Genomic DNA, 22,641 nt, shown 5'->3' on the forward strand with positions numbered 1-22,641 from the left:
CTATTGGGGCAGCGGCACGCGTGCCCCAAACTTGCTTCGCTTGATGCTGAAGAAGGCTTTCACGTTGCGAACGTTAGCATCCGCTGTGAACAACCGCTGCGCCAGCGCCAAATAGCCCGGCATGTGGGCGCTGTGCACCACCAAACAGAAATCTGGTCCCGGTGAGACGCGGTAGCACTGCTGCACGGCGTCGTCTGCTGCCACGCGCCGCTCAAACGCATCCAATGCGTCTTGGTCTTGGCGATCCAGTGTGATTTCAACGATGGCGCACAAGCCGTAGCCTGCCACACTGGCCAGTTTGTCGACGCTTAGTACCGCTATTTCCCGCTCAATCAAGCCAGTCTCCCGCAGACGCTTGACGCGTCGCAGGCAGGTGGGCGGTGAAATATGAACTTTGGCTGCCAGCGCCTGATTGCTGAGAGACGCATCGCGCTGCAAATGCTCCAGCAACTGCAGGTCAGTTGCATCAATGGCTGTTTGTTCCATATTTTTAAGAAAAATGGAACATTTTAACTATTTGGTGACTTTAGCCCGTTGATTCAGTTCCCAAGCTAGAAGGCCACGTTTGTTTGAATCTACGCGTCAGGCGCGGCTGCCGCGCGGCGACGACGCTCCAGGTAAGCGCCAATCTCTCCGACGACGCCCTTGCGGAAGGCCAAGACACACAGTACGAAGATCACGCCAATGATCACCGTCACCCAGGAACCCACCTTGTCGGCCAATAGGTTTTGCAGCGAGATCACAATGCCGGCGCCTAGCACAGGCCCGAAGAAAGTACCGACTCCCCCTAGCAGCGTCATAAGGATGACCTCGCCGGACATCGACCAATGCACGTCCGAGAGCGTGGCAAAGCCCATGACGAGTGTTTTGAGCGAGCCTGCCATACCAGCCAACGAAGCGGATAAAACAAAGGCGAGCAGTTTGTATCGGTCGACCTGGTAGCCCAGTGAAACCGCGCGTGGCTCGTTCTCTCTGATCATTTTCAGCACCTGCCCAAAAGGGGAGTGCACGATGCGTGAGATGGCCAAAAAGCAACCCACAAAAACCGCAAGCACCAGGTAGTACATGGCGTAAGGCGACTTGAGAGAAAACAATCCAAAAAGTATCCCGCGCGGTACGCCTTGCAGACCGTCCTCCCCGCCGGTGAAGGGTGCTTGCAGACAGACAAAATAAATCATCTGGGCGATTGCCAACGTAATCATTGCGAAATAGATCCCCTGGCGCCGGATGGCCACCAAGCCGACAACCAGACCAATCAACCCTGCAGCCAGGGTGCCGGCGAGAATGGCCAGTTCCGGGGTGAAGTTGTGGGCCTTGACGAACCAGCCGGTGACATAAGCCGCTGAACCGAAAAACGCGGGATGACCGAAAGACAGCAGGCCCGTAAAGCCCAGCAATAAATTGAATGCGGCGGCAAACATTGCGAAGCACAGCAGCTTCATGACAAACACCGGATACAGCCCAAGCATGGGCGCAACGATGGCCAGGATCAGCAGTGAAATATAGGTCAGGCGAATGAGTTTGGCAGTTCTGGTCATTTGCTTGACTGGCTGGGTGGGATTGTTGACGTTTGGCATGTTCATGCCTCTTTGCCAAACAGGCCCGCAGGGCGGAACATGAGAACAATGACCATAATCACAAACACCACCACGTTGGAAGCTTCAGGGTAAAACACCCGCGTTAACCCTTCAATAATGCCAAGTCCGAGGCCCGTCAGGATGGAACCCAATATCGATCCCATCCCGCCAATGACCACCACGGCAAATACGACAATGATCAGGTTGGATCCCATCAACGGATTGACTTGAATGATCGGCGCGGCGAGCACGCCGGCAAGCGCGGCCAAGGCAGCGCCAAATCCGTAAGTGAGCATCACCATCAAGGGGACATTGATGCCGAATGTCTGGACAAGGGGCGCGTTTTCCGTTCCTGCGCGGAGATAGGCGCCAAGCCGGGTACGTTCGATCAGGTACCAGGTTCCCAGGCAGACGCCAAGTGACACCAGCACCACCCAAGCGCGATAGTTGGGCAGGTACATGAAGCCCAGGTTGGTCGCGCCACTAAGCAACTCTGGTACGGAGTAATTCTGACCCGATACCCCGTACATCTCACGGAAAACACCCTCAGCTATCAGAGACAGACCGAACGTCAACAGCAGGCTGTAAAGTGGGTCGAGCTTGTATAAATGTCTCAGAAAAAAGCGCTCGATGACCACGCCAAGAAAGCCAACGCACAAGGGGGCAAGAACCAAAGCAAACCAATAGTTCAAGCCCAGCTTGTCCAGCATGATCCAGGCTGCAAATGCCCCAAGCATGTAAAGAGCCCCGTGAGCTAAATTAACAATGCCAAGCAGGCCGAAGATTACGGCCAGTCCAAGACTGAGCATTGCGTAAAACGCACCGTTGACCAGACCCAGCAGTAGCTGGCCTAAAAAAGCTTGAAGGGGAACGCCGAATATTTCCATGGAAGCCCGTCAGTTCATGCCTTGATATGTGAGGAAAGCGGTCGGTCACTCAGAGGGCCGACCGCTACGGAGCATGTCTAATTCAACTTACTTTTTGAGCAGAGCGCACTTGGACTCAGCAGCTGTTGTGAATGCTTGCTCGCCTGACACTTTGGCGATCATCTTGTAGTAATCCCAGGGCGTTGTTGACTCTTTCGGTGACTTCACTTCGAAGAGATACATGTCATGAATCATGCGGCCGTCGGCGCGGATTTGTCCCTTGTTGTAAAAGTCATCAATCTTCATGCCCTTGAGCGCTTCCATTACTTTTACGACATCTGTTGTGCCGGCCTTTTGCACGGCATTCAGATACTGCGTGGTAGCGGAGTAGTCGGCGGCTTGCAGGCTTGAAGGCATGCGCTTGTATTCCGCAAAGAAACGCTTGGCGAACTTGCGTGAGGCATCATCCTGATTCCAATACCAGCTGTCGGCCAATTGAAGGCCCTCTGTATTGGCGACGCCCAGGCTGTGTACGTCGTTGATGAATACCAGCAAGCCGGCTACCTTCATTGTCTTGGTGACGCCGAATTCCTTGGCCGCTTTCATGGCATTGGTGAAATCTCCCCCCGCATTGGCCAAGCCCAAAATTTGCGCTTTGGAGGCTTGTGCCTGCAGCAGGAATGATGAAAAATCTGACGCATTCAAGGGGTGTCGAACCGAGCCAACCACAGTGCCGCCGTTTGCCTTGACAACGGTGGATGCGTCATTTTCAAGTGAGTGGCCGAAGGCGTAGTCCGCCGTCAGGAAGTACCAGCTTTTATTGCCGGCCTTGACAAGGGCGGATCCAGCAACTTTAGCCAGCGCGACCGTGTCGTAGGCGTAATGGACGGTAAAGGGAGTGCAATTTTCATTGGTCAATCTGGCCGACCCGGCGCCGATGGCGATAAACGGACGCTTCTTGTCGGATGCCACTTGGGCCATTGCCAACGCGGTGCCAGAACTGGTGCCCCCGATTAGCGCGGTCATCCCGTCCTTGTCAAACCATTCGCGCGCCTTGGAGCTGGCAACGTCGGCCTTGTTTTGGTGATCAGCCGTCAAGACTTCAATTGGTCTGTTCAGTACCTTGCCACCAAAATCCTTTACAGCCCACTTGACCATTTCACCGCCAGCGGGACCGTCGATAATCTGTCGCGTCCCGTGAGATCATGTTCCCGTCCGCAGCTGGCCCTTATTCAAAGCTCGCCAGTTGATGCGGGGCGTGATTGCGTCCTTACAAGGAGAGAAGACGTCATGAGTCAAGCCCATCCCTGCGCCCGAACCACCCCTCGCACACGCGCTGAGATAAGGACCTCGCCCGCTGGTGCCAGTGCGCTGGCCGACCGATACAACATCACGCCCGCCACCGCTCGCAAGTGGAAAGAGCGCGAAGATTCAGAGGATCGCTCCCACCGCCCGCGTACGCTGAAGACGACGCTCAGTCCAGCGCAGGAGCAACTTGTTGTCGAGCTTCGGCGCACAGTTCTACTGCCCCTGGACGACCTGCTGGCGATCACCCGCGAGTTCATCAATGCCGCTGTTTCACGCTCAGGCTTGGACCGTTGTTTGCGCCGCCATGGCGTCTCCGATCTGAAAGGCCTGCTGCCACAAGTTGAGGGGGAGCCTGCGCCACTGAAAACCTTCAAGGACTACGAGCCTGGATTCATACACATTGACAGCAAGTACCTGCCGCAGATGCCTGGTGAGACGAAGAGGCGCTACCTCTTTGTGGCCATTGATCGAGCGACACGGTGGGTCTATTTCCACATTTACAACGACCAGACTGACGTCAGCAGTACCGATTTTTTGTGCCGGTTGAGAAAAGTCTCGCCCATGAGAATTCAAAAGATTCTGACTGACAACGGAAGTCAATTTACCGACCGTTTTACAGCCAAGAGCAAACAAGCCACGGGCAAGCATACGTTCGACATCAGCTGTGCCGAGATGGGTATCGTGCATCGCCTGTCGCCCCCACGCCATCCGCAAACCAATGGCATGGTGGAGCGCTTCAATGGGCGCATCAGCGACTTGGTTAAGCAAACACGTTTCGCATCAGCGGCTGAGCTGGAGGCGACTCTGACGCTTTATTTAAAGACCTACAACCACCATATCCCGCAGCGGGCTTTGAAGCACCAAACACCTATTCAAGCTTTGCAGAAATGGCGCGCAGGAAAACCTGATTTGTTTGTCAAGCGAGTTTATGAACAGGCGGGACTTGACAGATATCGGCATACAGGCCAGACATGTCAGTGATAAAGCCAATCTTGACCGGCTCGTTTTGTGCTGATGCGGCGGCGCTGACGCCAATGGCCATAGCGGCGACGAGAATATTGAGTTTCATAGTATCTCCTGGTGGTTTAGGAATCGAAAATTGTGTGCGGGACCGTGAGTTGACATGTCCATGGAGCGACTTCAGCTAGACGCCCAGGTATTCTTGGAGCATGCCCATGTTTTGAGTCAGCTCGTTTTGTGCAAATTGCTTCACGATGGTGCCGTGCTCCATCACGTAAAAGCGGTCGGCCAGCGGTGCGGCAAACCGAAAGTTCTGCTCAACCAACACAATGGTGTAGCCCTTGGCCTTGAGGGCGAGAATCATTTCGCCCAGCTTTTGGACAATCACCGGTGCCAGACCTTCTGAAATTTCATCCAGCAGGAGTAGTCGTGCGCCGGTGCGCAAAATACGAGCGACGGCCAGCATTTGTTGCTCGCCTCCCGAAAGGCGAGTGCCTGGACTGCTGGCTCGCTCTTTCAGATTGGGAAACATGTCGTAAATTTCGTCCACACTCATACCGCCCGGCGCAATTGTGGGTGGGAGCATCAGGTTTTCCTCGGCCGTCAAACTGGCAAAAATGCCACGCTCTTCCGGGCAATAGCCGATGCCCAAACGTGCCACCTTGTGAGGCGCAAGTTTGATGGTCTCCACATTGTTAATCTTGATGGAGCCCTTGCGCGTGCCAGTCAGGCCCACAATGGTGCGCATGGTTGTGGTGCGCCCGGCGCCGTTTCGCCCAAGCAGAGTCACCACCTCTCCCTGATGTACCGTCAGATTGACGCCGTGCAGGATATGGGATTCCCCGTACCAAGCGTGCAGGTTTTCGATACGAAGCAATTCTGCCGTCATTCAGTGTGCACCCTGCAAAGTGGTGTCGACGGTGCCCATATAGGCCTCGATCACCAAGGGATTGGTAGAGACTTCCTCGTAGGGACCGTCTGCAATGATGGCACCGCGCTGCAGCACCGTGATGCGGTCCGCAATCGAGGAGACGACATTCATGTTGTGCTCCACCATCAGAATGGTGCGGCCACTGGAAACTTTTTTGATCAATTGCGTGACGCGGTCCACGTCTTCATGGCCCATGCCCTGCGTTGGTTCGTCCAGCAGCATCAACTCTGGCTCAAGTGCCAGCGTGGTGGCCAACTCCAACGCGCGCTTGCGACCGTAGGGCAGATTCACGGTCAACTCATTGGCGAAATCTTGAAGGTCAACTTCTGCCAATAGTTGATGCGCTCTGTCGTGTAAACCAAATAAGGTGCTCTCGGCCTTCCAGAAATGGAACGATGTGCCCAAGTTGCGCTGCAGGGCGGCCCGCACGTTTTCCAACACGGTCATGTGCGGAAATACGGCCGAGATCTGAAACGATCGAACAATGCCGCGCCGGGCTGTTTGCGCCGGTTTCTCTGTTGTGATGTCGACGCCGTTGAACGAGATAGACCCGGAGGTCGGGTGTAAAAACTTGGTCAGCAGATTGAAAAAGGTGGTTTTTCCAGCGCCGTTAGGGCCAATTAGTGCGTGGATATGACCGCGCTTTACTTTGAGGTCTACTTGGTCAACTGCAACGAATCCCCTGAATTCCTTGGTCAGTCCACGTGTTTCCAGAATGAACTCCGCTGGCAAATTAATCTCCCAATGCATGACTTTTGACGATGAGCACAGGGTCTCACATCACACCGATCGATGCTATTGATTTGCGTAAAGACGCACTAGGGGGTAAGTGTCAAGTCCCGCCTGTTCATAAACTCGCTTGACAAACAAATCAGGTTTTCCTGCGCGCCATTTCTGCAAAGCTTGAATAGGTGTTTGGTGCTTCAAAGCCCGCTGCGGGATATGGTGGTTGTAGGTCTTTAAATAGAGCGTCAGAGTCGCCTCCAGCTCAGCCGCTGATGCGAAACGTGTTTGCTTAACCAAGTCGCTGATGCGCCCATTGAAGCGCTCCACCATGCCATTGGTTTGCGGATGGCGTGGGGGCGACAGGCGATGCACGATACCCATCTCGGCACAGCTGATGTCGAACGTATGCTTGCCCGTGGCTTGTTTGCTCTTGGCTGTAAAACGGTCGGTAAATTGACTTCCGTTGTCAGTCAGAATCTTTTGAATTCTCATGGGCGAGACTTTTCTCAACCGGCACAAAAAATCGGTACTGCTGACGTCAGTCTGGTCGTTGTAAATGTGGAAATAGACCCACCGTGTCGCTCGATCAATGGCCACAAAGAGGTAGCGCCTCTTCGTCTCATCAGGCATCTGCGGCAGGTACTTGATGTCAATGTGTATGAATCCAGGCTCGTAGTCCTTGAAGGTTTTCAGTGGCGCAGGCTCCCCCTCAACTTGTGGCAGCAGGCCTTTCAGATCGGAGACGCCATGGCGGCGCAAACAACGGTCCAAGCCTGAGCGTGAAACAGCGGCATTGATGAACTCGCGGGTGATCGCCAGCAGGTCGTCCAGGGGCAGTAGAACTGTGCGCCGAAGCTCGACAACAAGTTGCTCCTGCGCTGGACTGAGCGTCGTCTTCAACGTACGCGGGCGGTGGGAGCGATCCTCTGAATCTTCGCGCTCTTTCCACTTGCGAGCGGTGGCGGGCGTGATGTTGTATCGGTCGGCCAGCGCACTGGCACCAGCGGGCGAGGTCCTTATCTCAGCGCGTGTGCGAGGGGTGGTTCGGGCGCAGGGATGGACTTGACTCATGACGTCTTCTCTCCTTGTAAGGACGCAATCACGCCCCGCATCAACTGGCGAGCTTTGAATAAGGGCCAGCTGCGGACGGGAACATGATCACACGGGACGCGACAGGTAAGCACTTACGTAGTTTTACCCACCGAATTGATTGGGTCGATAAACCTGAGATTATTTTTTTCGGCGCTCTTTTAATTGAATTTATTGAAATTAAATAAGACATAAATTGAATTTAAATTTCATAAAAAATTACTTTTGAAATAAAATATCATTTTATTTGGAAATTTGGCAACATATTTCATGCTGTGAGCCGTACTATAGAGGTATTAATTTTTGGAGAAGTCTATGTGCGGTATTGTTGGCGCTGTTTCTACACGGAATATTGTTCCGGTTTTGGTTCAAGGGTTGGCCCGCCTGGAGTACCGTGGGTATGACTCCTGTGGCGTGGCGGTCTACGCCAATGGCTTGCAGCGCACCCGCAGCACATCTCGGGTGGCCGAACTGGCCGAGCAGGTTAGCCAGGGCGAGGTAGAAGGCAGCACCGGCATTGCCCACACTCGCTGGGCCACGCACGGCGCACCGGCGGTGCACAACGCGCACCCGCATTTCAGCCACGGTACCGGCGCTGATGCCATCGACAAGCCCGGACGCATTGCGCTGGTGCACAACGGCATCATCGAAAACCACGACGAACTCCGCGCCGCCTTGCAAGCCAAAGGCTATGTTTTTCAAAGCCAGACTGACACTGAAGTCATCGCGCACCTGATCGACAGCTTGTATGACGGCGACCTGTTTGAGGCCGTCAAGACCGCCCGCAGCCAGTTGCACGGGGCATATGCCATTGCGGTGTTCTGTAAAGACGAGCCGCACCGCCTGGTTGGCGCACGGGCCGGCTCCCCATTGATTCTGGGCGTTGGCAAAGACGGCCAGGAACACTTCCTGGCCAGCGACGCCATGGCCCTGGCAGGCGTCACTGATCAAATCGTGTACCTGGACGAAGGCGATGTGGTGGACATTCAGCTGAGCAAGTACTGGCTGGAGGACAAGAATCAAAAGTCAGTGACTCCAGAGCAGCGCCCGGTCAAAACCGTGGTGGCACACAGTGGCGCAGCCGAGTTGGGGCCATATCGTCATTACATGCAGAAAGAGATTTTTGAGCAGCCCCGCGCCATCGCCGACACGCTGGAAGGGCTGAACGCCATCGTGCCCGAGTTGTTTGACGGTCAAGCCAGCGCAGCCCGCGTTTTCAAGGACATTGACCAGGTGTTGATCTTGGCCTGCGGGACCAGCTATTACAGCGGTTGCACAGCAAAGTACTGGTTGGAGAGCATTGCCAAAATCCCAACGCAGGTGGAAGTTGCCAGCGAGTACCGCTACCGGGAGTCGGTGCCCCACCCCCGCACTTTGGTGGTCACCATCACCCAGTCCGGCGAAACGGCTGACACCCTGGCGGCGCTGCGCCACGCGCAAAGCCTGGGCATGACGCACACCCTCACCATCTGCAACGTGGCCACCAGTGCCATGGTGCGCGAATGCGAGCTGGCCTACATCACCCGCGCCGGCATCGAGATTGGCGTGGCTTCGACCAAGGCGTTCACCGCCCAGTTGGCTGGTTTGTTCTTGCTGACGCTGGCACTGGCCCAATCAAAGGGTCGTCTGAGCGAGGCGGATGAGGCACGCCACCTCAAGGCCATGCGCCACCTGCCTGCCGCCTTGCAAGCCGTGCTGGCGCTGGAGCCTCAAATCATTGCCTGGGCCGAAGACTTCGCCAAAATGGACAACGCCCTGTTTCTGGGCCGGGGGCTGCATTACCCCATTGCGCTTGAAGGCGCACTCAAGCTCAAGGAAATCAGCTACATCCACGCCGAGGCCTACCCTGCGGGCGAACTCAAGCACGGCCCCTTGGCGCTGGTCACCAGTGCCATGCCGGTCGTCACCGTGGCACCCAATGACGCTTTGCTGGAAAAACTCAAAAGCAATATGCACGAAGTGCGCGCCCGCGGCGGTGTGCTCTACGTGCTGGCCGACGGCGACACCCGCATCGAGAGTAGCGAAGGTCTGAACGTGATTCATATGCCGGAGCACTACGGCGAGCTATCCCCCATGCTGCACGTTGTTCCTCTACAGCTGCTGGCGTATCACACAGCCTGCGCCAAAGGCACCGATGTTGACAAGCCAAGAAACCTGGCAAAAAGCGTGACAGTTGAATAACAACATGTCCGCTTTTGGGCATCCGAAAACCGATCAAATGGGGCAATGACGGCAAGGAATGAGATGCCCGCACGGCGCCCTGACCGGGGCGGATGCCACTTCTACTTTCGCCTGATGACCAGCAGGAACACGCCCAACGCGATTGCGCCAGCGCTCAAAATCAGCGGCACGGTGACGGTTTCCTTTTCCTTCACCTGCAGCTCCAACGGGCCCAGTTTCAGACCGGTGGTTTCCTTCGTGTAAGTAAAGCCTCCATAGGTTAGCCCGAGGGCCCCGGCGGCAATCAGGATGATGCCGATGAGTTTGGTGGGGTTCATGTGCGTTGATCTCGGTTGAGTGTTGAAAAGTTGGACCGCAGGATAAGTCATATTATTTGACTTGTATGTGCGCCGGCGCACGGAACAAGCTCGAGCAATCGAAGACGATTGGGCTCCGAGAAATCAATCAATTGTTCACACCACACCTTCAAGGAGATCCTCATGAAACCTACCCATCATTTGAAATCAGTCGCGGCTCTCGCGGTCATCCTCGCGCTGGGCGCCTGCGCCAATACGAACCCGAACAATGCCGCCGGTGGTAGCTATCCCCAGTCAACCAATCAAAATCCTGTTTACTCGGGTTATGGCGTTGTGCAAGCCATCGATCTAGTGGGGCCGAGCGGTACTGGCATTACTGCCGGTGCCGTTGTTGGTGCAGTCGTGGGCGGCATTCTGGGTAACCAGGTGGGCGGGGGCAGCGGAAAGACCGCAGCGACCGTGATCGGTGCGGCTGGTGGCGCTTATGCCGGCAATGAGCTGGAGAAAAGAAACCAGCAGCAAGCCGAAGCCTACAAATTCACGATCCGAATGCAGAACGGCGCTTACCAAACATTGACCCAAGCCAGTCATGCCGATATTCGTGTAGGCGATCGGGTGAAGATCGAAAGCGGCGTCGCCCGTCGCTATTGAATACCAGGAATTTCCGCGCTATCGAGCCAGCAGAATGGAAATGCTGGCTCTAGCCCACACGTGACATCAGACGGCGCAACTCCTTCTTGACGACGGCATAACACTCGCAAGATTGCAGCTCCAGCCCGGTGCGGTCAAGTACAGCAATGTGGCCGCGGCGATAGCTGATCAAGCTGGCACGTTGGAGTTTTCCGGCTGCCTCGGTAATACCCTCTCGGCGAACGCCCAACATGCTGGCGACCAACTCCTGCGTCATGGTCAATTCGTTTGACGGCAACCGGTCCAGGGTCAATAAGAGCCAGCGGCACAGTTGTTGCTCCACCGAGTGGTGCCGGATGCACGCTGCAGTTTGTGCCATTTGTGTCATCAGCGCCTGGGTGTAGACCAGTAATACCCGCTGCAACTGACCAGACCGGGCGAACTCCTGAATCAGTAAGTGGCGATCGAGCCGATAGCCGTGGCCCGCCGTCTGTACTACCGCCGAGCTGGGCGTGGTTTCTCCCCCCATAAACAGCGCAACACCGACGACACCCTCATTACCGACCCCGGCGGTTTCAACCGACGCACCGGACGCCATGACATAGTGCAGCGACACAATGGATGTGGTCGGAAAATAGGCGTGGCGCAACTGGCCGTTGGGTTCGTAAAGAGCGTCGCCAAGCGCCATCGGCACCAACTCCAAATGTTCAGACAGCCGCTCGAATCCCGCCGTCGGCAGTGCGGCGAGCAGATGATTTTGAGTGGGATGGTGGGGGGAAGACATCGCTGATGGTCGAGTATTGATGCGCGATCAGGTGGTGGAGAATTCCACACCAATGCCGCGGTAGCCGAGAAAGCGACTCGATTGGTTGAACATCGGCTCACCACTGACCCGAAACTGCTGGCGCGAACCGTCAGGATTGATGCGGTGAATGACAAAATCAAGAAACGGCTGGCGCGCGGCAATGATCGCCCTCAGTGCCTCCCGCTCTGACTCATCCCAGCCACTCGTCTGCACGTCGGCGGTCACGCCCACCAATGCATTGGCCTGAATACCGAGCATTTCGAGGGCGGGACCGGATACCTTGGTGTAAGCCCCGTTCTGATCCTGCTCCCAGTACCAGTCAGAGGCCAGTTCGGTCAAACTGCGATAGCGGGCTTCGCTCTCGCGCAGCTCTGCTGTGCGTTCCAGCACCGTCTGTTCCAGGCGAGTGTTGTAATTTTCAAGCTTCTTGTGCAGCAGGCGTACTTCCAGCATGTTGTGGATGCGGGTCTTGACTTCCACGAGGTCGAACGGCTTGCTGATGAAGTCTTTGGCACCCGTTTGCAAGGCGCGCAACTTGTGTCCCGGCTGGGCGGTGAGCACCAGCACTGGCAGGTAGGCGTCTTTTGAATTGGCCTTGAGGTCTTCCATGACCTGGAACCCGTCCATGACAGGCATCTGCAGGTCGAGCAGAATCAGGTCATAGCAATTTTTTAGGTGTAGCGAGCCAACCTCTTGTGGGTTCATCGTCGAACTGACGCTGACATAGCCGCTGTCACCAAGCAATTGCTCGAGCAGTAGAACGTTGGGCTCTTGGTCGTCCACAATCAATATTTTTGCGTGAAGTATTTCGGACTTGGTAATCATGACAGGGGCTCCTGGTTGGCTGGTCGGCTGGGGTGCTGGGCTGAGAATTTCAGTGCCACGTCCAGCGTCTCCATGAACTCTACGACCTTGATCGGTTTGGTGAGATAGCGAAAGAAGCCTGCCTCCAGACCTTTTTCTATATCGCTCGGAACGGCATTGGCACTGAACGCAATCACGGGGATATGAGAGGTTGCCCGATCTTTCGCGAGGATTCTCAAGGCTTGGAGTCCACTAATGTCGGGCAGGTTGATATCCATGAGGATGAGATCAGGAAGCGCGCTGCGCGCCAGCTCGATGCCCCGGATGCCGTCCCGCGCACTGAGCAGGTGAAGATCTGGCCGGCGAGCTATCAAATCTTCAACCAGCATCAAATTGGCCGGGTTGTCCTCAACGTAGAGCAGGGTGCGCTGCGGCCCGTCGTTTTGAGCAGCCGTTTGAGCTAGCGCAGTGGTTTGCCGCGTGTCGGCAACTATTTTCGCGGCTGGGGCCGGGGCCAGACTCAGTTCAACCCAAAACACACTGCCCTGGCCAACAGTACTTTCCACACCGATCACACCCCGCATCAACTCGACCAGTCGTTTGCAGACGACTAGCCCGATACCCGTGCCTTCTTCAGTATTGCTTTTTTGACCCAGGCGATTGAAGGGCTGAAACAGCTGTGCCAGTTGCTCTGCAGCCAGGCCCGCGCCCGTGTCGTGTACGGTGATTCGAATCGAATTCGGCGCGTTCCCTGCGGTGCAGGCCGCGATGACGGTACCGCCAATCCGGTTGTATTTGATGGCATTGGAGAGTAGGTTGATCAATACCTGTTTGACGCGTGTCCGGTCGGCGTGCACAAATCGGGGCCGTTCCAAAGGGGTAAAGGTGACGTGAATGCCGCGTTGTTGTGCCTGTGGCTCGATCATGGTCTCGCACTCGCGCATGACTTCTGCGAGCGAGACTGTTTCCTCTGAAAGCGACAACTTGCCCGACTCGATCAAGGCGAGGTCCAAAATCTCATTGATCAACTCCAACAAGTACCAACCCGCTTTAAGGATTTGATCGATGCTGCGTTTTTGAGCGGCGGTCGGAGGCGGCACGCCTGACTCAATAAGTTGGGCGAAACCGAGGATGGCTCCAAGCGGCGTGCGCAACTCATGGCTCATGCTGGACAGGAAGTCTGATTTCGCCAAGTTGGCTTTCTCCGCTACAAACCGGGGATTCTCGAGCTCGACATTCTTGTCAAGTAGAGCCTGATCAAGTCGCGCCCGTTCTTCCTCGACGCGCTTGCGCGCGGTGATGTCGCGGGCGGCGGCGAACACGCCGAGCACGTTGCCCAGAGCATCCATGTAAACGGATGCGTTGTAAAGAACGTCGGTGAGACGACCGTTCGCGTGTCGGATAGTGAGCGGGTAGTCGGTGACGAAGCCGTCAGCGAAGACTTGCTGGTAGCCCTCGCGGGCTTTGCCGGGCTCGGTAAAGTAATTGGAGAAGTCAGTCCCGATGAGCTGTTCCCTTGGCACCCCGGTCACCTTGATCAGACCCGCGTTGACGTCAGTAATCTTGCCCTCGGTGCTGATCGTGACCAGTGGGTCCAGGTTGGCTTCGATGAGGCTTCGCGCGTACTGAGAGGCGGTTCTCAGTTTGTCGTCGGCCTGCTTGCGTGCGGTATTGTCAGTACTAATCAGCAGGTAGCCGATGATGGTGTTTTGTTCGTCCCGTAGCGCGGTGACCGACACCATGGCTGGCAGGCGGAATCCATCTTTTCGGATGTAGGTCAACTCATAAATGTCTTCGATTCCCCGGGATGCCTTGAAGGCCAGCGCATCAAAACCCGGCGCAATGTGGGTTGCGAGTTCAAGACTCAAGCTTTCAGCCCGTGCAATGAGTTCTTGAGGGTCTGAAATTTCGGCCGGCGTGATTTGGTTCACCACCTCGGCAGCTGCATAGCCAAGCATCCGTTCCCGCCGACGTTGAAAATCTGGATCACGCCCTTGGCGTCGGTCGCGATGCTCGAGAAGTTGGCGCTGTTGAAAATTGCAGTCTGCAGCGCGCCGGTTTTAAGCAAGGCCTCCTGGCGCACCACCTCGATGAATCCATCGGCCTTGCCGGGCTTCTTGGCAATGGGAGGGAGAGTTCCAGCGATTGGCATGAGTATTTTTAGTGAGTGGTTTCGGCAACACAGGTGAGCATCGCGTTAACATGCCTGCATTCAGAGAAGAGCAAGAGCCTGCATAGGCAAGATGTAGGCGGATCATATCGGTCTGTCAGTCCAATGTATGTACGCCAGCGCACAGACCACGGCGCTTGCGGCCTCAACAATTGGCGCTCACTGGTGACGGGGCGAATGCCCCATCACATGTTTATTCCTAAATTGGAGAAATCTCATGAAACAAATGAATCGGGTCAATGCTGCTGTACCGGCCCTGATGGTGGCGCTAGCGCTGGTTTTGGGTGGTTGTGCCGGCATGACAGCGCAGGAAAAAGGTATCGCCACCGGTGCCGTTATTGGTGGCGTGGCTGGTAGCGCAGTCGGCGGTGGGGTTTTGGGAACGGCAGCCGGCGCGGCTGTTGGCGGTGTCATCGGCAATGAAGTCGTCAAAAGGAAGTAATTAGATGGCAATGGCAAGCGAACAGACGTTGGCAGGCCCTCTTGCTGCCAACGCGGATCAGCAACTAGGAATGAGGGCGCCCGCCGAGTCGCCCCGAATGTTGCTGCATATGCCAGTCGATGTGCGCAGCGTCTCACTGGTTCTGCTGGCTACGCTGGCCAGTGTTTTCATGCTGCGCTGGGCCAGCCCCGTTTTCATCCCGCTGGTGGTAGGCCTGCTGTTCAGCTATGGCCTGTCGCCTTTGGTGGACTGGCTGGAGCGTCGCCGAATTCCTCGCGCCTTGGGCGCGGCGGTGTTGGTGTTGGGTATTGTCTCTGGCGTTGGGGCCACCGCTTATTCTCTTAGTGACGATGCCAGCCGTCTGATTGGTTCGCTGCCGTTGGCGGCTCAAAAGTTGCGCGACTCCATTAATTCCAAGCGAAGCAAGTCCGAAAGCCCTTTGGAGACGGTCCAAAAAGCGGCGGCCAAGCTGGAGCAGGCGGCTGAAGAAACGAATCGCACGCCGACGGTCGCACGTGGTGTACAACGGGTTCAGATTGAGCGCCCCAAGTTCGATGTCAAAGACCATTTATGGACAGGTACGATGGGCCTTCTGGCCATGCTGGGTCAGGTAGGAATAGTGGCTTTGATCACCTTCTTTCTGATGGCATCGGGTGACACGTTCAGGCGAAAAATCGTCAAACTTGCGGGGCCAACACTTGCCAAAAGACGTATCACGCTTCAAGCACTCAATGAGATCAACGGTCAGATCCAGCGTTTCATACTTGTACAAATCTTCACCAGCGCGTTGGTGGGTCTGGCCACTTGGCTGTCCTTCATGGCGATTGGTTTGGATAACGCGGCGGTATGGGGTATTTCCGCTGGCGTACTCAATTTGGTGCCCTACATTGGCAACGTCGTGGTCACGGCCGGTTCCGCGCTGCTTGGTTTTTTGCAATTTGGTTCGCTAGAAATGGCATTGCTGATTGCCGCGATCTCACTGGTGATCAATAGCATCGAGGGGTTTCTACTGACACCTTGGCTCACCAGCCGCGCCAGCAAAATGAACCCGGTTGCCATCTTTGTCGGCGTGCTGGCCTGGGGCTGGCTTTGGGGTGCCGTTGGTCTGCTACTCGGCGTGCCCGTCCTGATGGTTATCAAGGCCATTTGCGACCGGGTTGACGATCTCAAGCCCGTGGGCGAATTTTTAGGCGCCTGACTCTTTGGTCGCAGCACCCGCAGGGTTGAGTGTGCTTCTGCGCCTGAGGCCTAGCCTGGATCGTCCCGCAAAAGTAGCCACGGCAGAACCCAAGCCACGATGAGAAAAATCTTGCCGATATTGATAGCGCAGGTGACCATGCCCTGGACCCCAAAGGGCGAGGCGATCGACAAACTAGCGAAGAAAAAAACAGCGTGGTGTCACTGCACTGGCGCCATTGGTTGTCGATGGTGGATGGCGCAAGGGCCGTAAATTCGCCCATTGCACCCTCGTTCAGATCCACCGATTGGGCACCTTGCCAAATCGCCACAAACGCTTTACCACGCCCAAGACGTGTTTCACTTGAGTCCGAATCGTTGCCTTGTCGCACTTCCCTGGCCATGAGAACTTTGTACGCCACAACGCCACAACGCCCTGACGGCCGGTGTTCTGCCGGGTGATGGCGAATGCGTTTTGTTCTGTACAGTGAACCGGCCCTTTTGCCTGCTGTAGGCTGAGTCTCTATTGACGCGATCATTTTCATGAGGCAAGTCAGATACGGATGCTTGTGATGCACTTCGCCAGGAGCTGCCACAGCGCCTTGGGCTTCAAGTCTGTTTCAAAAAAAATAGGAGGTCTTGAGCTTTCGCACAAGACCTCCTTGAAAGAGGACTCAATCAGGTTGAGTCAGAGTTGGATGAGGTGAACGAAGTGGACGCGACTAAGCCCAACAGCCAGGCGTCCCCTGGGCTGGGGCGCAATCGGCACATCCCTGCGCACCGTGCGCCAGGGCGCTACCCATTCCATGGCCTTCCAGGAGTTGTGAAGTTCGGTGGACTGGTTGTCAGTCTCAAAGGGCGGGTCCGGGGCATTTGGCGTGGCTCGGGTCTGTTAGTTCAAGGCGCCGACTTGACCCCATCTCAATACACTGCGGCGACCCATTCAACACAACCTTAGTTGCGGGGCTCGCCCTGCGCATTCACGGTCACCGTGGATCCCGGTTGGGTCGTCATTTGAACGTGATACTCCTGGCCTCGAAAGGTGTAGCCGACATCCCAAAACCGGGGTTCGGCTTTGTTGGGAGTGGTTTCGCAGCGTTGCACGTCTTGCGAGGCTGCAGGCGATGTGTTGCCATTGCGACCAACCTGGGCGCCGACCGCAGCCCCGGCGACCGCGCCACCGATGGTCGCGAGATCCTTGCCAGTCCCCCCCCCGACCTGGTGACCAAGAATGCCACCAATGAGGGCTCCAGCAATTGCAGCCGGTACGTTGGTACTGCTTTGATTCTGCGCCACTTGTTCGCGTTCAACCCAGCATCGTTGCTCAGGTGTGACCAGAACAGCGCGCACGGAAGTGACGGGTGCTTCATAGAGGCGTTCGTTGTCGCGTCGACGGTAGTCTGCGGCGGGCATGGGCGCATTTGCGTCAATATTGCGTACCGACGACGCTCGGTTGTTCAATCCCATCGCTGCAAACGACGGGTAGCGTCCGGGCCGCAAGACCGCGCATTGGCCGCTGAACCGGGTGTCTTCGCAGACTTCCCAGGATTGTCCTGTGATCTCGGCAGAAGAAGCACGGTCGTTAAAACCATATTCCTTGAAATTGAGAACGGGCTGCTCGGTCGTGAAACTTCGTCCTGCAAAGCCCGGATTTTCGTAGAAGGTGATCTTTGCAGCCACCGGCGCAGGTGCCTCAATATTGCGTACCGAAGACGCACGGTTGTTCAGCCCCTTCGCCGAAAACGACGGATAGCGTCCGGGCCGTAAGACCGCACATCGGCCGCTGAACCGGGTGTCTTCGCAGACTTCCCAGGATTGGCCAATGACCTCGGCAGAGGAAGCACGGTCGTTGAAGCCATATTCTTTGAAGTTGAAAACGGGCTGGTCTGTTGTGAAACTGCGTCCCGCAAAGCCCGGATTCTCGTAGAAGGTGATTTTGGCGACGATCGGTGCGGGTGCGTAATTTCGCTCACCAATGCGGGCATTTTTGGGCACAGACCGCACTGAAGAAATCCGGTCATTCAAGCCCATCGCAGTCAGGGACGAATAGCGCCCGGGTCGCAACACGACGCATCGGCCACTGAAGCGGCGGTCTTCGCAGACTTCCCAGCGCTCGCCGCGCACGTCGACTGAAGAGGCGCGGTCATTAAAGCCTTGGCGTCGCAAGTTATCGAGCGATTTCTTCGTGGTGAAAGACCGCCCTTGGAATTCGTCGTGTTCGTAAAAGACGACTTCGGCCGCGGCGTGTGAGGCGAGGGCCACGGCAGCCGCCGCTAAAGCGAGTTTCAATCTTGCATTCATTGTTTTCTCCAGTATTGAATTGCGACGGTATTTGGAATTTCCCTGCCGGGACGGGCACCCAAATAGCACCTATCGCAATGCAGTCAGTGTGGCGGGACCAAGCAACACCGTCTGTACGGCAGCGTACATACACCGCGGGCCGTCGCGCATAAAGTTGGCATGTCTACAACGTCAACCCCGCACCGGTTGCCGGCGTCTACGCCATGGGTCGCCGACACCATGGTCCTGAAGATTTCCATTACGTTTCCTAAACCTGTCCAGAGGTTCTTCATGAAAAATATTCGAAAAAATTCCATCCGTTTGCTGACAGCGTTGGTTGCCGGCTTGTTCGTCAGCGCTGGCGCGATGGCGGAAAAACCCGACTGGGCTGAGGGCGGTGAGAACGGAAAATTCAAACAGAGCAATAAGCAAGAGCGCCGCGATAAATCATCGGAGAGCCGCCAGGAACGGGGGGATCGGCATTTTGGGGATGAGCAGCGCACAGTGATTACCCGCTACTACACTGAGCAATACCGGGTGGGTCGCTGCCCACCGGGCTTGGCCAAAAAACAGAATGGCTGCATGCCACCCGGACAGGCGAAAAAGTGGGTGGTTGGTCGGCCTCTGCCACGCGAGGTGATTTACTACGATTTGCCGCCGTCAGTTGTTCTGGAGCTGGGCGTGCCGCGGGCCGGTCAGCGCTATGTGCGGGTGGCCTCCGACATTCTGTTGATCGCGATTGGCACCGGTATGGTGTTGGATGGTATTGAGAATTTGGGCCGCTAGCCACATCGAAGCCCCTCGGCGGTGCTGGCGTGCGAAAGGTTGACGTGATGGTCGTCGGCCTAACCAGCCAACGCATGACCCGAACCACGGCGCTAAACAGGTTGCCAAAGCGTCGATCCTAATGACCTTGTTGCCCGTGGTTGGGGGTAAGCCCGGTTTTTGACGTGGGCCGCAACCAATCGAATACCGGGGCAGACCACAGCCCCGGTAACTTTGAACCAAGGGCTAATGTTCTGTGACGCGCTCTGCGCCGCGGCGCCAAAAATACCCCATCAGAGGTTTCACGCTTATGCCGTGCACCAATATGGATAGTGCGACCACGATCAGCGTTAGTTCGATAAGTCTTAGCGCCAAGGGCTCTGGCAGCCCATGTTGTATGGCAAACATCAAATAGTAAAGTGACCCGATTCCCCGCACACCAAACCAGCCGGTCATTGAACGGATTCTCCATACGGTTCCAGTGCCAAGCAGGCCAATAAACACGCTGACGGGTCGGGCTACCAGGAATAGAAACATCGCCAGCGCAACGGCCTGCCAGCTCCAGGACGTCAGAAACAACATGCCGCCGACCAGCAGCACCAGCACCAATTCTGAAAGTCGCTCCAGAGGTTCCTTGAAGACGAGTGATCCCTCGCTGACCGTTGCGAGTGCTTCAGGGGCAGTGCTGGCGGGTATCGGTGTGGCGCAAGTTTCTATTGGCTGCGGTACATCAAGGGGGAGGGCTGGCATTTTTGCCAGTTTCAGTTCAGTTTGGCGAAGTGCGACTGCTGCGAAAAATACGGCAAGAAAACCCCAGGCATTGAGCATCACGGTGACGCCATAAACAATCCCAATCAAACCTAAACCCAGGAAGTCATCGAGCAGCCGGTGTGGCTCAAGCGAGCGTCGTAATTTCGAGCTGAGATGGGCCAATGCAACGCCGGCCAGCACCCCAATGGCAATGCCCGCGCCAGTGGCCCAGAACACATCAATCAATACCCAGCGCATACCGAAATCGCCAATTTCATGCAATCCGAGTAGGCCCAATCCCAACATCACAAACGGAAACGCGCTGCCATCGTTCATGCCGGCTTCGCATGTCAACGTGAAGCGAAGTTGGTCGCGGTCGCCGGGATGGCGAATTTGCACATCGGTGGCCAGCACCGGATCAGTGGGGGCCAGGATGGCACCTAACAATATGCCGGCACCCCATGGAAGGCCCAGTACGTAAACGGCAAAGGTGGCCATCATTGCGACCGTAATGCTCATGGAAACAGTCGCCAACAAGATGGGTGTGCGCCACCGGGTGAACTTGAATGGCGCAGGCATTTTGACGCCGGCAGAAAACAGAGAAATCAATACCGCTACTTCGGTCAGTGCCTCCAGCAGCGCAGATTCCTTGAGCGGGTTGAAATGAAATAGATTAAGTGCGCTCGGGCCCACCAAAAGCCCGACTGCCAGGTAAATAATGGCCGCCGTGAAAGGGGCGCGTTTGAGGAGGGTCGGGGTCAGCCCCATCACCAGCAGCAGAACGCCGACTAGCAGGAACCATTGTGCGTTCGTCATCGGCAATATCCATTGGTAAAGGGCGGAGTTTAGTCGACCAGTTGTTGCCGCCGCTCCTGGACAACGTACAACGCCGGGATGAAACAGGCGGACTGCCCCATTGGCGATGCGGAGCCGCCGCGCAGCGTGATTCCCCCAGTCGGTCAATCTCGGATGGTCTGTGGAGCGGCGTTTGGTGAATGCTTGCTTTAACAACAAGTCATTGGCGATTTCCTACGCCAATAGGTCAACCCATGAACGAGCGACGGATTTGGTGAGGTGGCGAAGGTCGTCCACGTCGAACCGCTCATCGGAGCGATTGGATCGGATTCCAGTACGGTGCGGGGCCTGCACCATCGATGACACCAGGAATGCCGACTTCAGACAAGAGATGGCCGTTGGTGTACAGCGGCGTGCCCCATGCGGATCAGCCGGTTTTGTGACAGTTGAAAACCAGCGTGCGGGACACGCCAAACTGCGTGGCGATCTTTTGTTCGGCCAGTTTTCTGCCCGGCTGAAGCCGATGTTCCACGATGGCTTTGGTCAAGCTGTCAACGATGAAACGGGTGGTGGATGGATCCATGGTGGAATGATGGTTCGCGTCACTTAAAAGTGCACACACTTTTAACGATAACCTGCTTCTACTGGCGGGCACACCACTTAAGGAGTCACTCATGGGTTTGAGTACACACGTGTTGGACACCATGCACGGCACACCGGCTGCCGGCATGGCCGTTGCGCTTTACACCACCGACGGCGAAGTTGCGACGCTGGTCAAAACCCTGGTGTTGAACGAGGATGGGCGCAATCCAGAAGGTCCCTTGTTTGACAACGACAGCCTGAAAAAAGGAACGTACCGCCTGGTGTTTGATGTGGCCGCCTATTTCAAGGCTCGCGGGGTGGTGCTGCCAGAGCCTAACTTCCTGAACAAAGTCAGTCTGGATTTTGGTGTGGCCCATACGAACGAGCACTACCACGTGCCCTTGCTGGTCAGCCCGTGGAGTTACTCCACCTATCGCGGCAGCTAGTCATCACTGCATCTTCCGTTCGGGTATGAATCTCCTTCCAAGCCTGCGTTATCTGGTCGCCTTGCATGAGCACCAGCATTTCGGGCGGGCGGCGCTGGCCTGCCACATCACCCAACCGGCGCTGTCCAACGCCTTGCGCGCTTTGGAGAGTGAGTTTGGCGTAGTGATCATCCGGCGAGACCGTGCGTATGCAGGCTTTACCCCAGAAGGCGAGCGTGTGCTGACCTTGGCCCGTTTGATGTTGCACGAGTACGCTGTTTTGCAGGATGACCTGAAAAGTCGGCTCGACGCCCCGCAAGGTACGCTTCGCTTAGGGGCGGTTCCCACCGCGATGCCCATTGCTGCGCGGTTTGCGACCCAAATGAAAGCGCGCCATCCCGGCATCGTGCCGGTGGTTTTGTCGTCCACGTCCACGGGGCTGGAGCAGGGGCTGGAAGATCTCACCCTGGATCTGGCCCTCGGATACCCCGACCGACTCGACTTGAAAGACTCGCGTTTGAAAGTCTGGCCCCAGTACACCGAGCATTACTTCCTGCTGAGGCGGTCAAACAAGCTCGCCCCGGACGGCTTGCAGATGGCGCCAAGCATGACTTGGCGGGAAGCCGCAGCGCTTCCGCTATGTCTGTTGACGCCGGACATGCATAACCGTCAGATTGTGAATGCCGCGTTTGCGTCCGCCGGGGTGTCGGTACAGCCGGCCATGGAAACCAATTCCATTTTGACCATGGTGTTGAGCGTGGTGGAGGGCAGTTTGTGCAGCGTGCTGCCGGGGTCCTTGGTGGCGACCTTGCGCCACGAACGGGAGCTGGAGGCCTTGCCGCTGGTTGGCCCCGACGTGGCCACTCCCATTTGTTTCATGTCGCATGCCTCGGCCCGAGCCTCTTGTGCGCTGGAGGCCGCGCTGGTCTTGGCGCAGGACGAGGATTGGCTGCGTCACGCGGCCGTTCACAGCGGATTGCTCGGCGCATTACCGGCGCCCTGAGTCGGCCTTGGCCGACCCCAAGTGGTGCTGCGGCGCTTCAAATGCGGCAGTGCATCATTTAGTTTTTGAATCACCCCATA

Annotated in this window: 21 protein-coding genes and 4 pseudogenes; 8 read left to right on the plus strand and 17 right to left on the minus strand. The window is 56.4% G+C overall.

Annotated elements, in window-relative coordinates:
- The 4 genes and pseudogenes from J8G15_RS19300 to J8G15_RS19315 form a co-directional block, all read right to left on the minus strand.
- Positions 1-486 (minus strand): Lrp/AsnC family transcriptional regulator, encoded by a 486-nt coding sequence (locus tag J8G15_RS19300; protein WP_210544352.1) that lies wholly within the window; start codon positions 484-486, stop codon positions 1-3.
- An 89-nt stretch (positions 487-575) separates the two neighbouring features.
- On the minus strand, positions 576-1,538 hold the full coding sequence (locus J8G15_RS19305) for a branched-chain amino acid ABC transporter permease (protein WP_210547667.1): 963 nt from the start codon (positions 1,536-1,538) through the stop codon (positions 576-578).
- 41 nt (positions 1,539-1,579) lie between these two features.
- Entirely contained in the window at positions 1,580-2,464 is an 885-nt protein-coding gene (locus J8G15_RS19310) for a branched-chain amino acid ABC transporter permease (protein WP_210544355.1), read from the minus strand.
- Positions 2,465-2,551: 87 nt separating this feature from the next.
- Positions 2,552-3,625, minus strand: a pseudogene (locus tag J8G15_RS19315) (ABC transporter substrate-binding protein); the annotation flags it as partial.
- Between the two features lie 108 nt (positions 3,626-3,733).
- Between J8G15_RS19315 and J8G15_RS19320 the strand changes: the two are divergent.
- Positions 3,734-4,732 (plus strand): IS481 family transposase, encoded by a 999-nt coding sequence (locus J8G15_RS19320; protein ID WP_210544359.1) that lies wholly within the window; start codon positions 3,734-3,736, stop codon positions 4,730-4,732.
- On the opposite strand, the pseudogene J8G15_RS21735 reads toward J8G15_RS19320, so the two are convergent.
- From J8G15_RS21735 to J8G15_RS19335, 4 genes and pseudogenes are all read right to left on the minus strand, one after another.
- Positions 4,701-4,820 (minus strand): annotated as a pseudogene (locus J8G15_RS21735) (ABC transporter permease); the annotation flags it as partial. The gene J8G15_RS19320 and the pseudogene J8G15_RS21735 overlap by 32 nt on opposite strands.
- A 75-nt stretch (positions 4,821-4,895) precedes the next feature.
- Positions 4,896-5,600 (minus strand): ABC transporter ATP-binding protein, encoded by a 705-nt coding sequence (locus J8G15_RS19325; protein ID WP_210544361.1) that lies wholly within the window; start codon positions 5,598-5,600, stop codon positions 4,896-4,898.
- Positions 5,601-6,392 carry an ABC transporter ATP-binding protein gene (locus J8G15_RS19330; protein ID WP_210544362.1) on the minus strand — a complete coding sequence of 264 codons (792 nt, stop codon included), beginning with the start codon at positions 6,390-6,392 and terminating at the stop codon, positions 5,601-5,603. It abuts the gene before it with no gap.
- 45 nt (positions 6,393-6,437) lie between these two features.
- Positions 6,438-7,439 carry an IS481 family transposase gene (locus J8G15_RS19335; protein ID WP_210544364.1) on the minus strand — a complete coding sequence of 334 codons (1,002 nt, stop codon included), beginning with the start codon at positions 7,437-7,439 and terminating at the stop codon, positions 6,438-6,440.
- Between the two features lie 333 nt (positions 7,440-7,772).
- Here J8G15_RS19335 and glmS point away from each other — a divergent pair, with 333 nt between their 5' ends.
- Positions 7,773-9,638 (plus strand): glutamine--fructose-6-phosphate transaminase (isomerizing), encoded by a 1,866-nt coding sequence (glmS, locus tag J8G15_RS19340; RefSeq protein ID WP_210544366.1) that lies wholly within the window; start codon positions 7,773-7,775, stop codon positions 9,636-9,638.
- Between the two features lie 101 nt (positions 9,639-9,739).
- Here the strand turns inward: glmS and J8G15_RS19345 are convergent, their stop codons facing one another.
- Entirely contained in the window at positions 9,740-9,955 is a 216-nt protein-coding gene (locus tag J8G15_RS19345; RefSeq protein ID WP_210544367.1) for a hypothetical protein, read from the minus strand.
- A 162-nt stretch (positions 9,956-10,117) separates the two neighbouring features.
- On the opposite strand from J8G15_RS19345, the gene J8G15_RS19350 reads away from it, so the two are divergent.
- Positions 10,118-10,585 carry a glycine zipper 2TM domain-containing protein gene (locus J8G15_RS19350; RefSeq protein WP_210544369.1) on the plus strand — a complete coding sequence of 156 codons (468 nt, stop codon included), beginning with the start codon at positions 10,118-10,120 and terminating at the stop codon, positions 10,583-10,585.
- Between the two features lie 49 nt (positions 10,586-10,634).
- Here the strand turns inward: J8G15_RS19350 and J8G15_RS19355 are convergent, their stop codons facing one another.
- Genes J8G15_RS19355 through J8G15_RS21740 form a run of 4 tightly spaced genes read right to left on the minus strand, consistent with a single transcriptional unit; the run spans position 10,635 to position 14,325 of the window.
- The gene (locus J8G15_RS19355) at positions 10,635-11,348 is read right to left on the minus strand and encodes a Crp/Fnr family transcriptional regulator (protein ID WP_210544371.1); all 714 of its coding nucleotides are present in this window, start codon (positions 11,346-11,348) and stop codon (positions 10,635-10,637) included.
- Between the two features lie 27 nt (positions 11,349-11,375).
- A complete protein-coding gene (locus J8G15_RS19360; RefSeq protein ID WP_210544372.1) occupies positions 11,376-12,194 on the minus strand; it encodes a response regulator in 819 nt (272 codons plus the stop codon).
- On the minus strand, positions 12,191-14,131 hold the full coding sequence (locus J8G15_RS19365; protein ID WP_240538375.1) for a PAS domain-containing hybrid sensor histidine kinase/response regulator: 1,941 nt from the start codon (positions 14,129-14,131) through the stop codon (positions 12,191-12,193). Before J8G15_RS19365 ends, J8G15_RS19360 begins: the two co-directional genes overlap by 4 nt.
- Positions 14,101-14,325 (minus strand): hypothetical protein, encoded by a 225-nt coding sequence (locus J8G15_RS21740; protein WP_240538376.1) that lies wholly within the window; start codon positions 14,323-14,325, stop codon positions 14,101-14,103. The genes J8G15_RS19365 and J8G15_RS21740 overlap by 31 nt, the downstream gene beginning before the upstream one ends.
- A gap of 235 nt (positions 14,326-14,560) precedes the next feature.
- On the opposite strand from J8G15_RS21740, the gene J8G15_RS19370 reads away from it, so the two are divergent.
- Together J8G15_RS19370 and J8G15_RS19375 are read left to right on the plus strand one after the other, a co-directional pair.
- Complete coding sequence (locus tag J8G15_RS19370; RefSeq protein ID WP_210544374.1) at positions 14,561-14,785, plus strand: glycine zipper 2TM domain-containing protein; 225 nt, start codon at positions 14,561-14,563, stop codon at positions 14,783-14,785.
- Between the two features lie 4 nt (positions 14,786-14,789).
- Positions 14,790-15,983 (plus strand): AI-2E family transporter, encoded by a 1,194-nt coding sequence (locus tag J8G15_RS19375; protein ID WP_240538377.1) that lies wholly within the window; start codon positions 14,790-14,792, stop codon positions 15,981-15,983.
- 932 nt (positions 15,984-16,915) lie between these two features.
- Here J8G15_RS19375 and J8G15_RS21945 read toward each other — a convergent pair.
- The gene (locus J8G15_RS21945; RefSeq protein WP_210544375.1) at positions 16,916-18,262 is read right to left on the minus strand and encodes a beta/gamma crystallin-related protein; all 1,347 of its coding nucleotides are present in this window, start codon (positions 18,260-18,262) and stop codon (positions 16,916-16,918) included.
- Positions 18,263-18,532: 270 nt separating this feature from the next.
- On the opposite strand from J8G15_RS21945, the gene J8G15_RS19385 reads away from it, so the two are divergent.
- Entirely contained in the window at positions 18,533-19,027 is a 495-nt protein-coding gene (locus J8G15_RS19385; RefSeq protein ID WP_210544377.1) for a hypothetical protein, read from the plus strand.
- A gap of 225 nt (positions 19,028-19,252) precedes the next feature.
- Here the strand turns inward: J8G15_RS19385 and J8G15_RS19390 are convergent, their stop codons facing one another.
- The 3 genes and pseudogenes from J8G15_RS19390 to J8G15_RS19395 all read right to left on the minus strand — a co-directional run.
- Entirely contained in the window at positions 19,253-20,572 is a 1,320-nt protein-coding gene (locus J8G15_RS19390) for a sodium:proton antiporter (RefSeq protein ID WP_210544379.1), read from the minus strand.
- A gap of 213 nt (positions 20,573-20,785) precedes the next feature.
- Positions 20,786-20,975 (minus strand): annotated as a pseudogene (locus J8G15_RS22190) (peptidase M20); the annotation flags it as partial.
- A pseudogene (locus J8G15_RS19395) lies at positions 20,971-21,134 on the minus strand (GntR family transcriptional regulator); the annotation flags it as partial. The pseudogenes J8G15_RS22190 and J8G15_RS19395, both read right to left, overlap by 5 nt.
- A 91-nt stretch (positions 21,135-21,225) precedes the next feature.
- On the opposite strand from J8G15_RS19395, the gene uraH reads away from it, so the two are divergent.
- The gene (uraH, locus tag J8G15_RS19400; RefSeq protein WP_210544381.1) at positions 21,226-21,579 is read left to right on the plus strand and encodes a hydroxyisourate hydrolase; all 354 of its coding nucleotides are present in this window, start codon (positions 21,226-21,228) and stop codon (positions 21,577-21,579) included.
- A 25-nt stretch (positions 21,580-21,604) separates the two neighbouring features.
- Positions 21,605-22,561 carry a LysR family transcriptional regulator gene (locus J8G15_RS19405; RefSeq protein ID WP_210544383.1) on the plus strand — a complete coding sequence of 319 codons (957 nt, stop codon included), beginning with the start codon at positions 21,605-21,607 and terminating at the stop codon, positions 22,559-22,561.
- Positions 22,562-22,641: the final 80 nt, after the last annotated feature.

Origin of the sequence: Rhodoferax sp. PAMC 29310 (assembly GCF_017948265.1) — a bacterium.
In the GTDB taxonomy this organism is placed as follows: Bacteria; Pseudomonadota; Gammaproteobacteria; order Burkholderiales; family Burkholderiaceae_C; genus Rhodoferax.

Bases quoted from the DNA above. Each gene is read 5' to 3' on its own strand.
- J8G15_RS19300 (WP_210544352.1), bottom strand. From the start codon at position 486: ATGGAACAAACAGCCATTGATGCAACTGACCTGCAGTTGCTGGAGCAT.
- J8G15_RS19305 (WP_210547667.1), bottom strand. From the start codon at position 1,538: ATGACCAGAACTGCCAAACTCATTCGCCTGACCTATATTTCACTGCTG.
- J8G15_RS19310 (WP_210544355.1), bottom strand. From the start codon at position 2,464: ATGGAAATATTCGGCGTTCCCCTTCAAGCTTTTTTAGGCCAGCTACTG.
- J8G15_RS19320 (WP_210544359.1), top strand. From the start codon at position 3,734: ATGAGTCAAGCCCATCCCTGCGCCCGAACCACCCCTCGCACACGCGCT.
- J8G15_RS19325 (WP_210544361.1), bottom strand. From the start codon at position 5,600: ATGACGGCAGAATTGCTTCGTATCGAAAACCTGCACGCTTGGTACGGG.
- J8G15_RS19330 (WP_210544362.1), bottom strand. From the start codon at position 6,392: ATGCATTGGGAGATTAATTTGCCAGCGGAGTTCATTCTGGAAACACGT.
- J8G15_RS19335 (WP_210544364.1), bottom strand. From the start codon at position 7,439: ATGAGTCAAGTCCATCCCTGCGCCCGAACCACCCCTCGCACACGCGCT.
- glmS (WP_210544366.1), top strand. From the start codon at position 7,773: ATGTGCGGTATTGTTGGCGCTGTTTCTACACGGAATATTGTTCCGGTT.
- J8G15_RS19345 (WP_210544367.1), bottom strand. From the start codon at position 9,955: ATGAACCCCACCAAACTCATCGGCATCATCCTGATTGCCGCCGGGGCC.
- J8G15_RS19350 (WP_210544369.1), top strand. From the start codon at position 10,118: ATGAAACCTACCCATCATTTGAAATCAGTCGCGGCTCTCGCGGTCATC.
- J8G15_RS19355 (WP_210544371.1), bottom strand. From the start codon at position 11,348: ATGTCTTCCCCCCACCATCCCACTCAAAATCATCTGCTCGCCGCACTG.
- J8G15_RS19360 (WP_210544372.1), bottom strand. From the start codon at position 12,194: ATGATTACCAAGTCCGAAATACTTCACGCAAAAATATTGATTGTGGAC.
- J8G15_RS19365 (WP_240538375.1), bottom strand. From the start codon at position 14,131: ATGCTTGGCTATGCAGCTGCCGAGGTGGTGAACCAAATCACGCCGGCC.
- J8G15_RS21740 (WP_240538376.1), bottom strand. From the start codon at position 14,325: ATGCCAATCGCTGGAACTCTCCCTCCCATTGCCAAGAAGCCCGGCAAG.
- J8G15_RS19370 (WP_210544374.1), top strand. From the start codon at position 14,561: ATGAAACAAATGAATCGGGTCAATGCTGCTGTACCGGCCCTGATGGTG.
- J8G15_RS19375 (WP_240538377.1), top strand. From the start codon at position 14,790: ATGGCAATGGCAAGCGAACAGACGTTGGCAGGCCCTCTTGCTGCCAAC.
- J8G15_RS21945 (WP_210544375.1), bottom strand. From the start codon at position 18,262: ATGAATGCAAGATTGAAACTCGCTTTAGCGGCGGCTGCCGTGGCCCTC.
- J8G15_RS19385 (WP_210544377.1), top strand. From the start codon at position 18,533: ATGAAAAATATTCGAAAAAATTCCATCCGTTTGCTGACAGCGTTGGTT.
- J8G15_RS19390 (WP_210544379.1), bottom strand. From the start codon at position 20,572: ATGACGAACGCACAATGGTTCCTGCTAGTCGGCGTTCTGCTGCTGGTG.
- uraH (WP_210544381.1), top strand. From the start codon at position 21,226: ATGGGTTTGAGTACACACGTGTTGGACACCATGCACGGCACACCGGCT.
- J8G15_RS19405 (WP_210544383.1), top strand. From the start codon at position 21,605: ATGAATCTCCTTCCAAGCCTGCGTTATCTGGTCGCCTTGCATGAGCAC.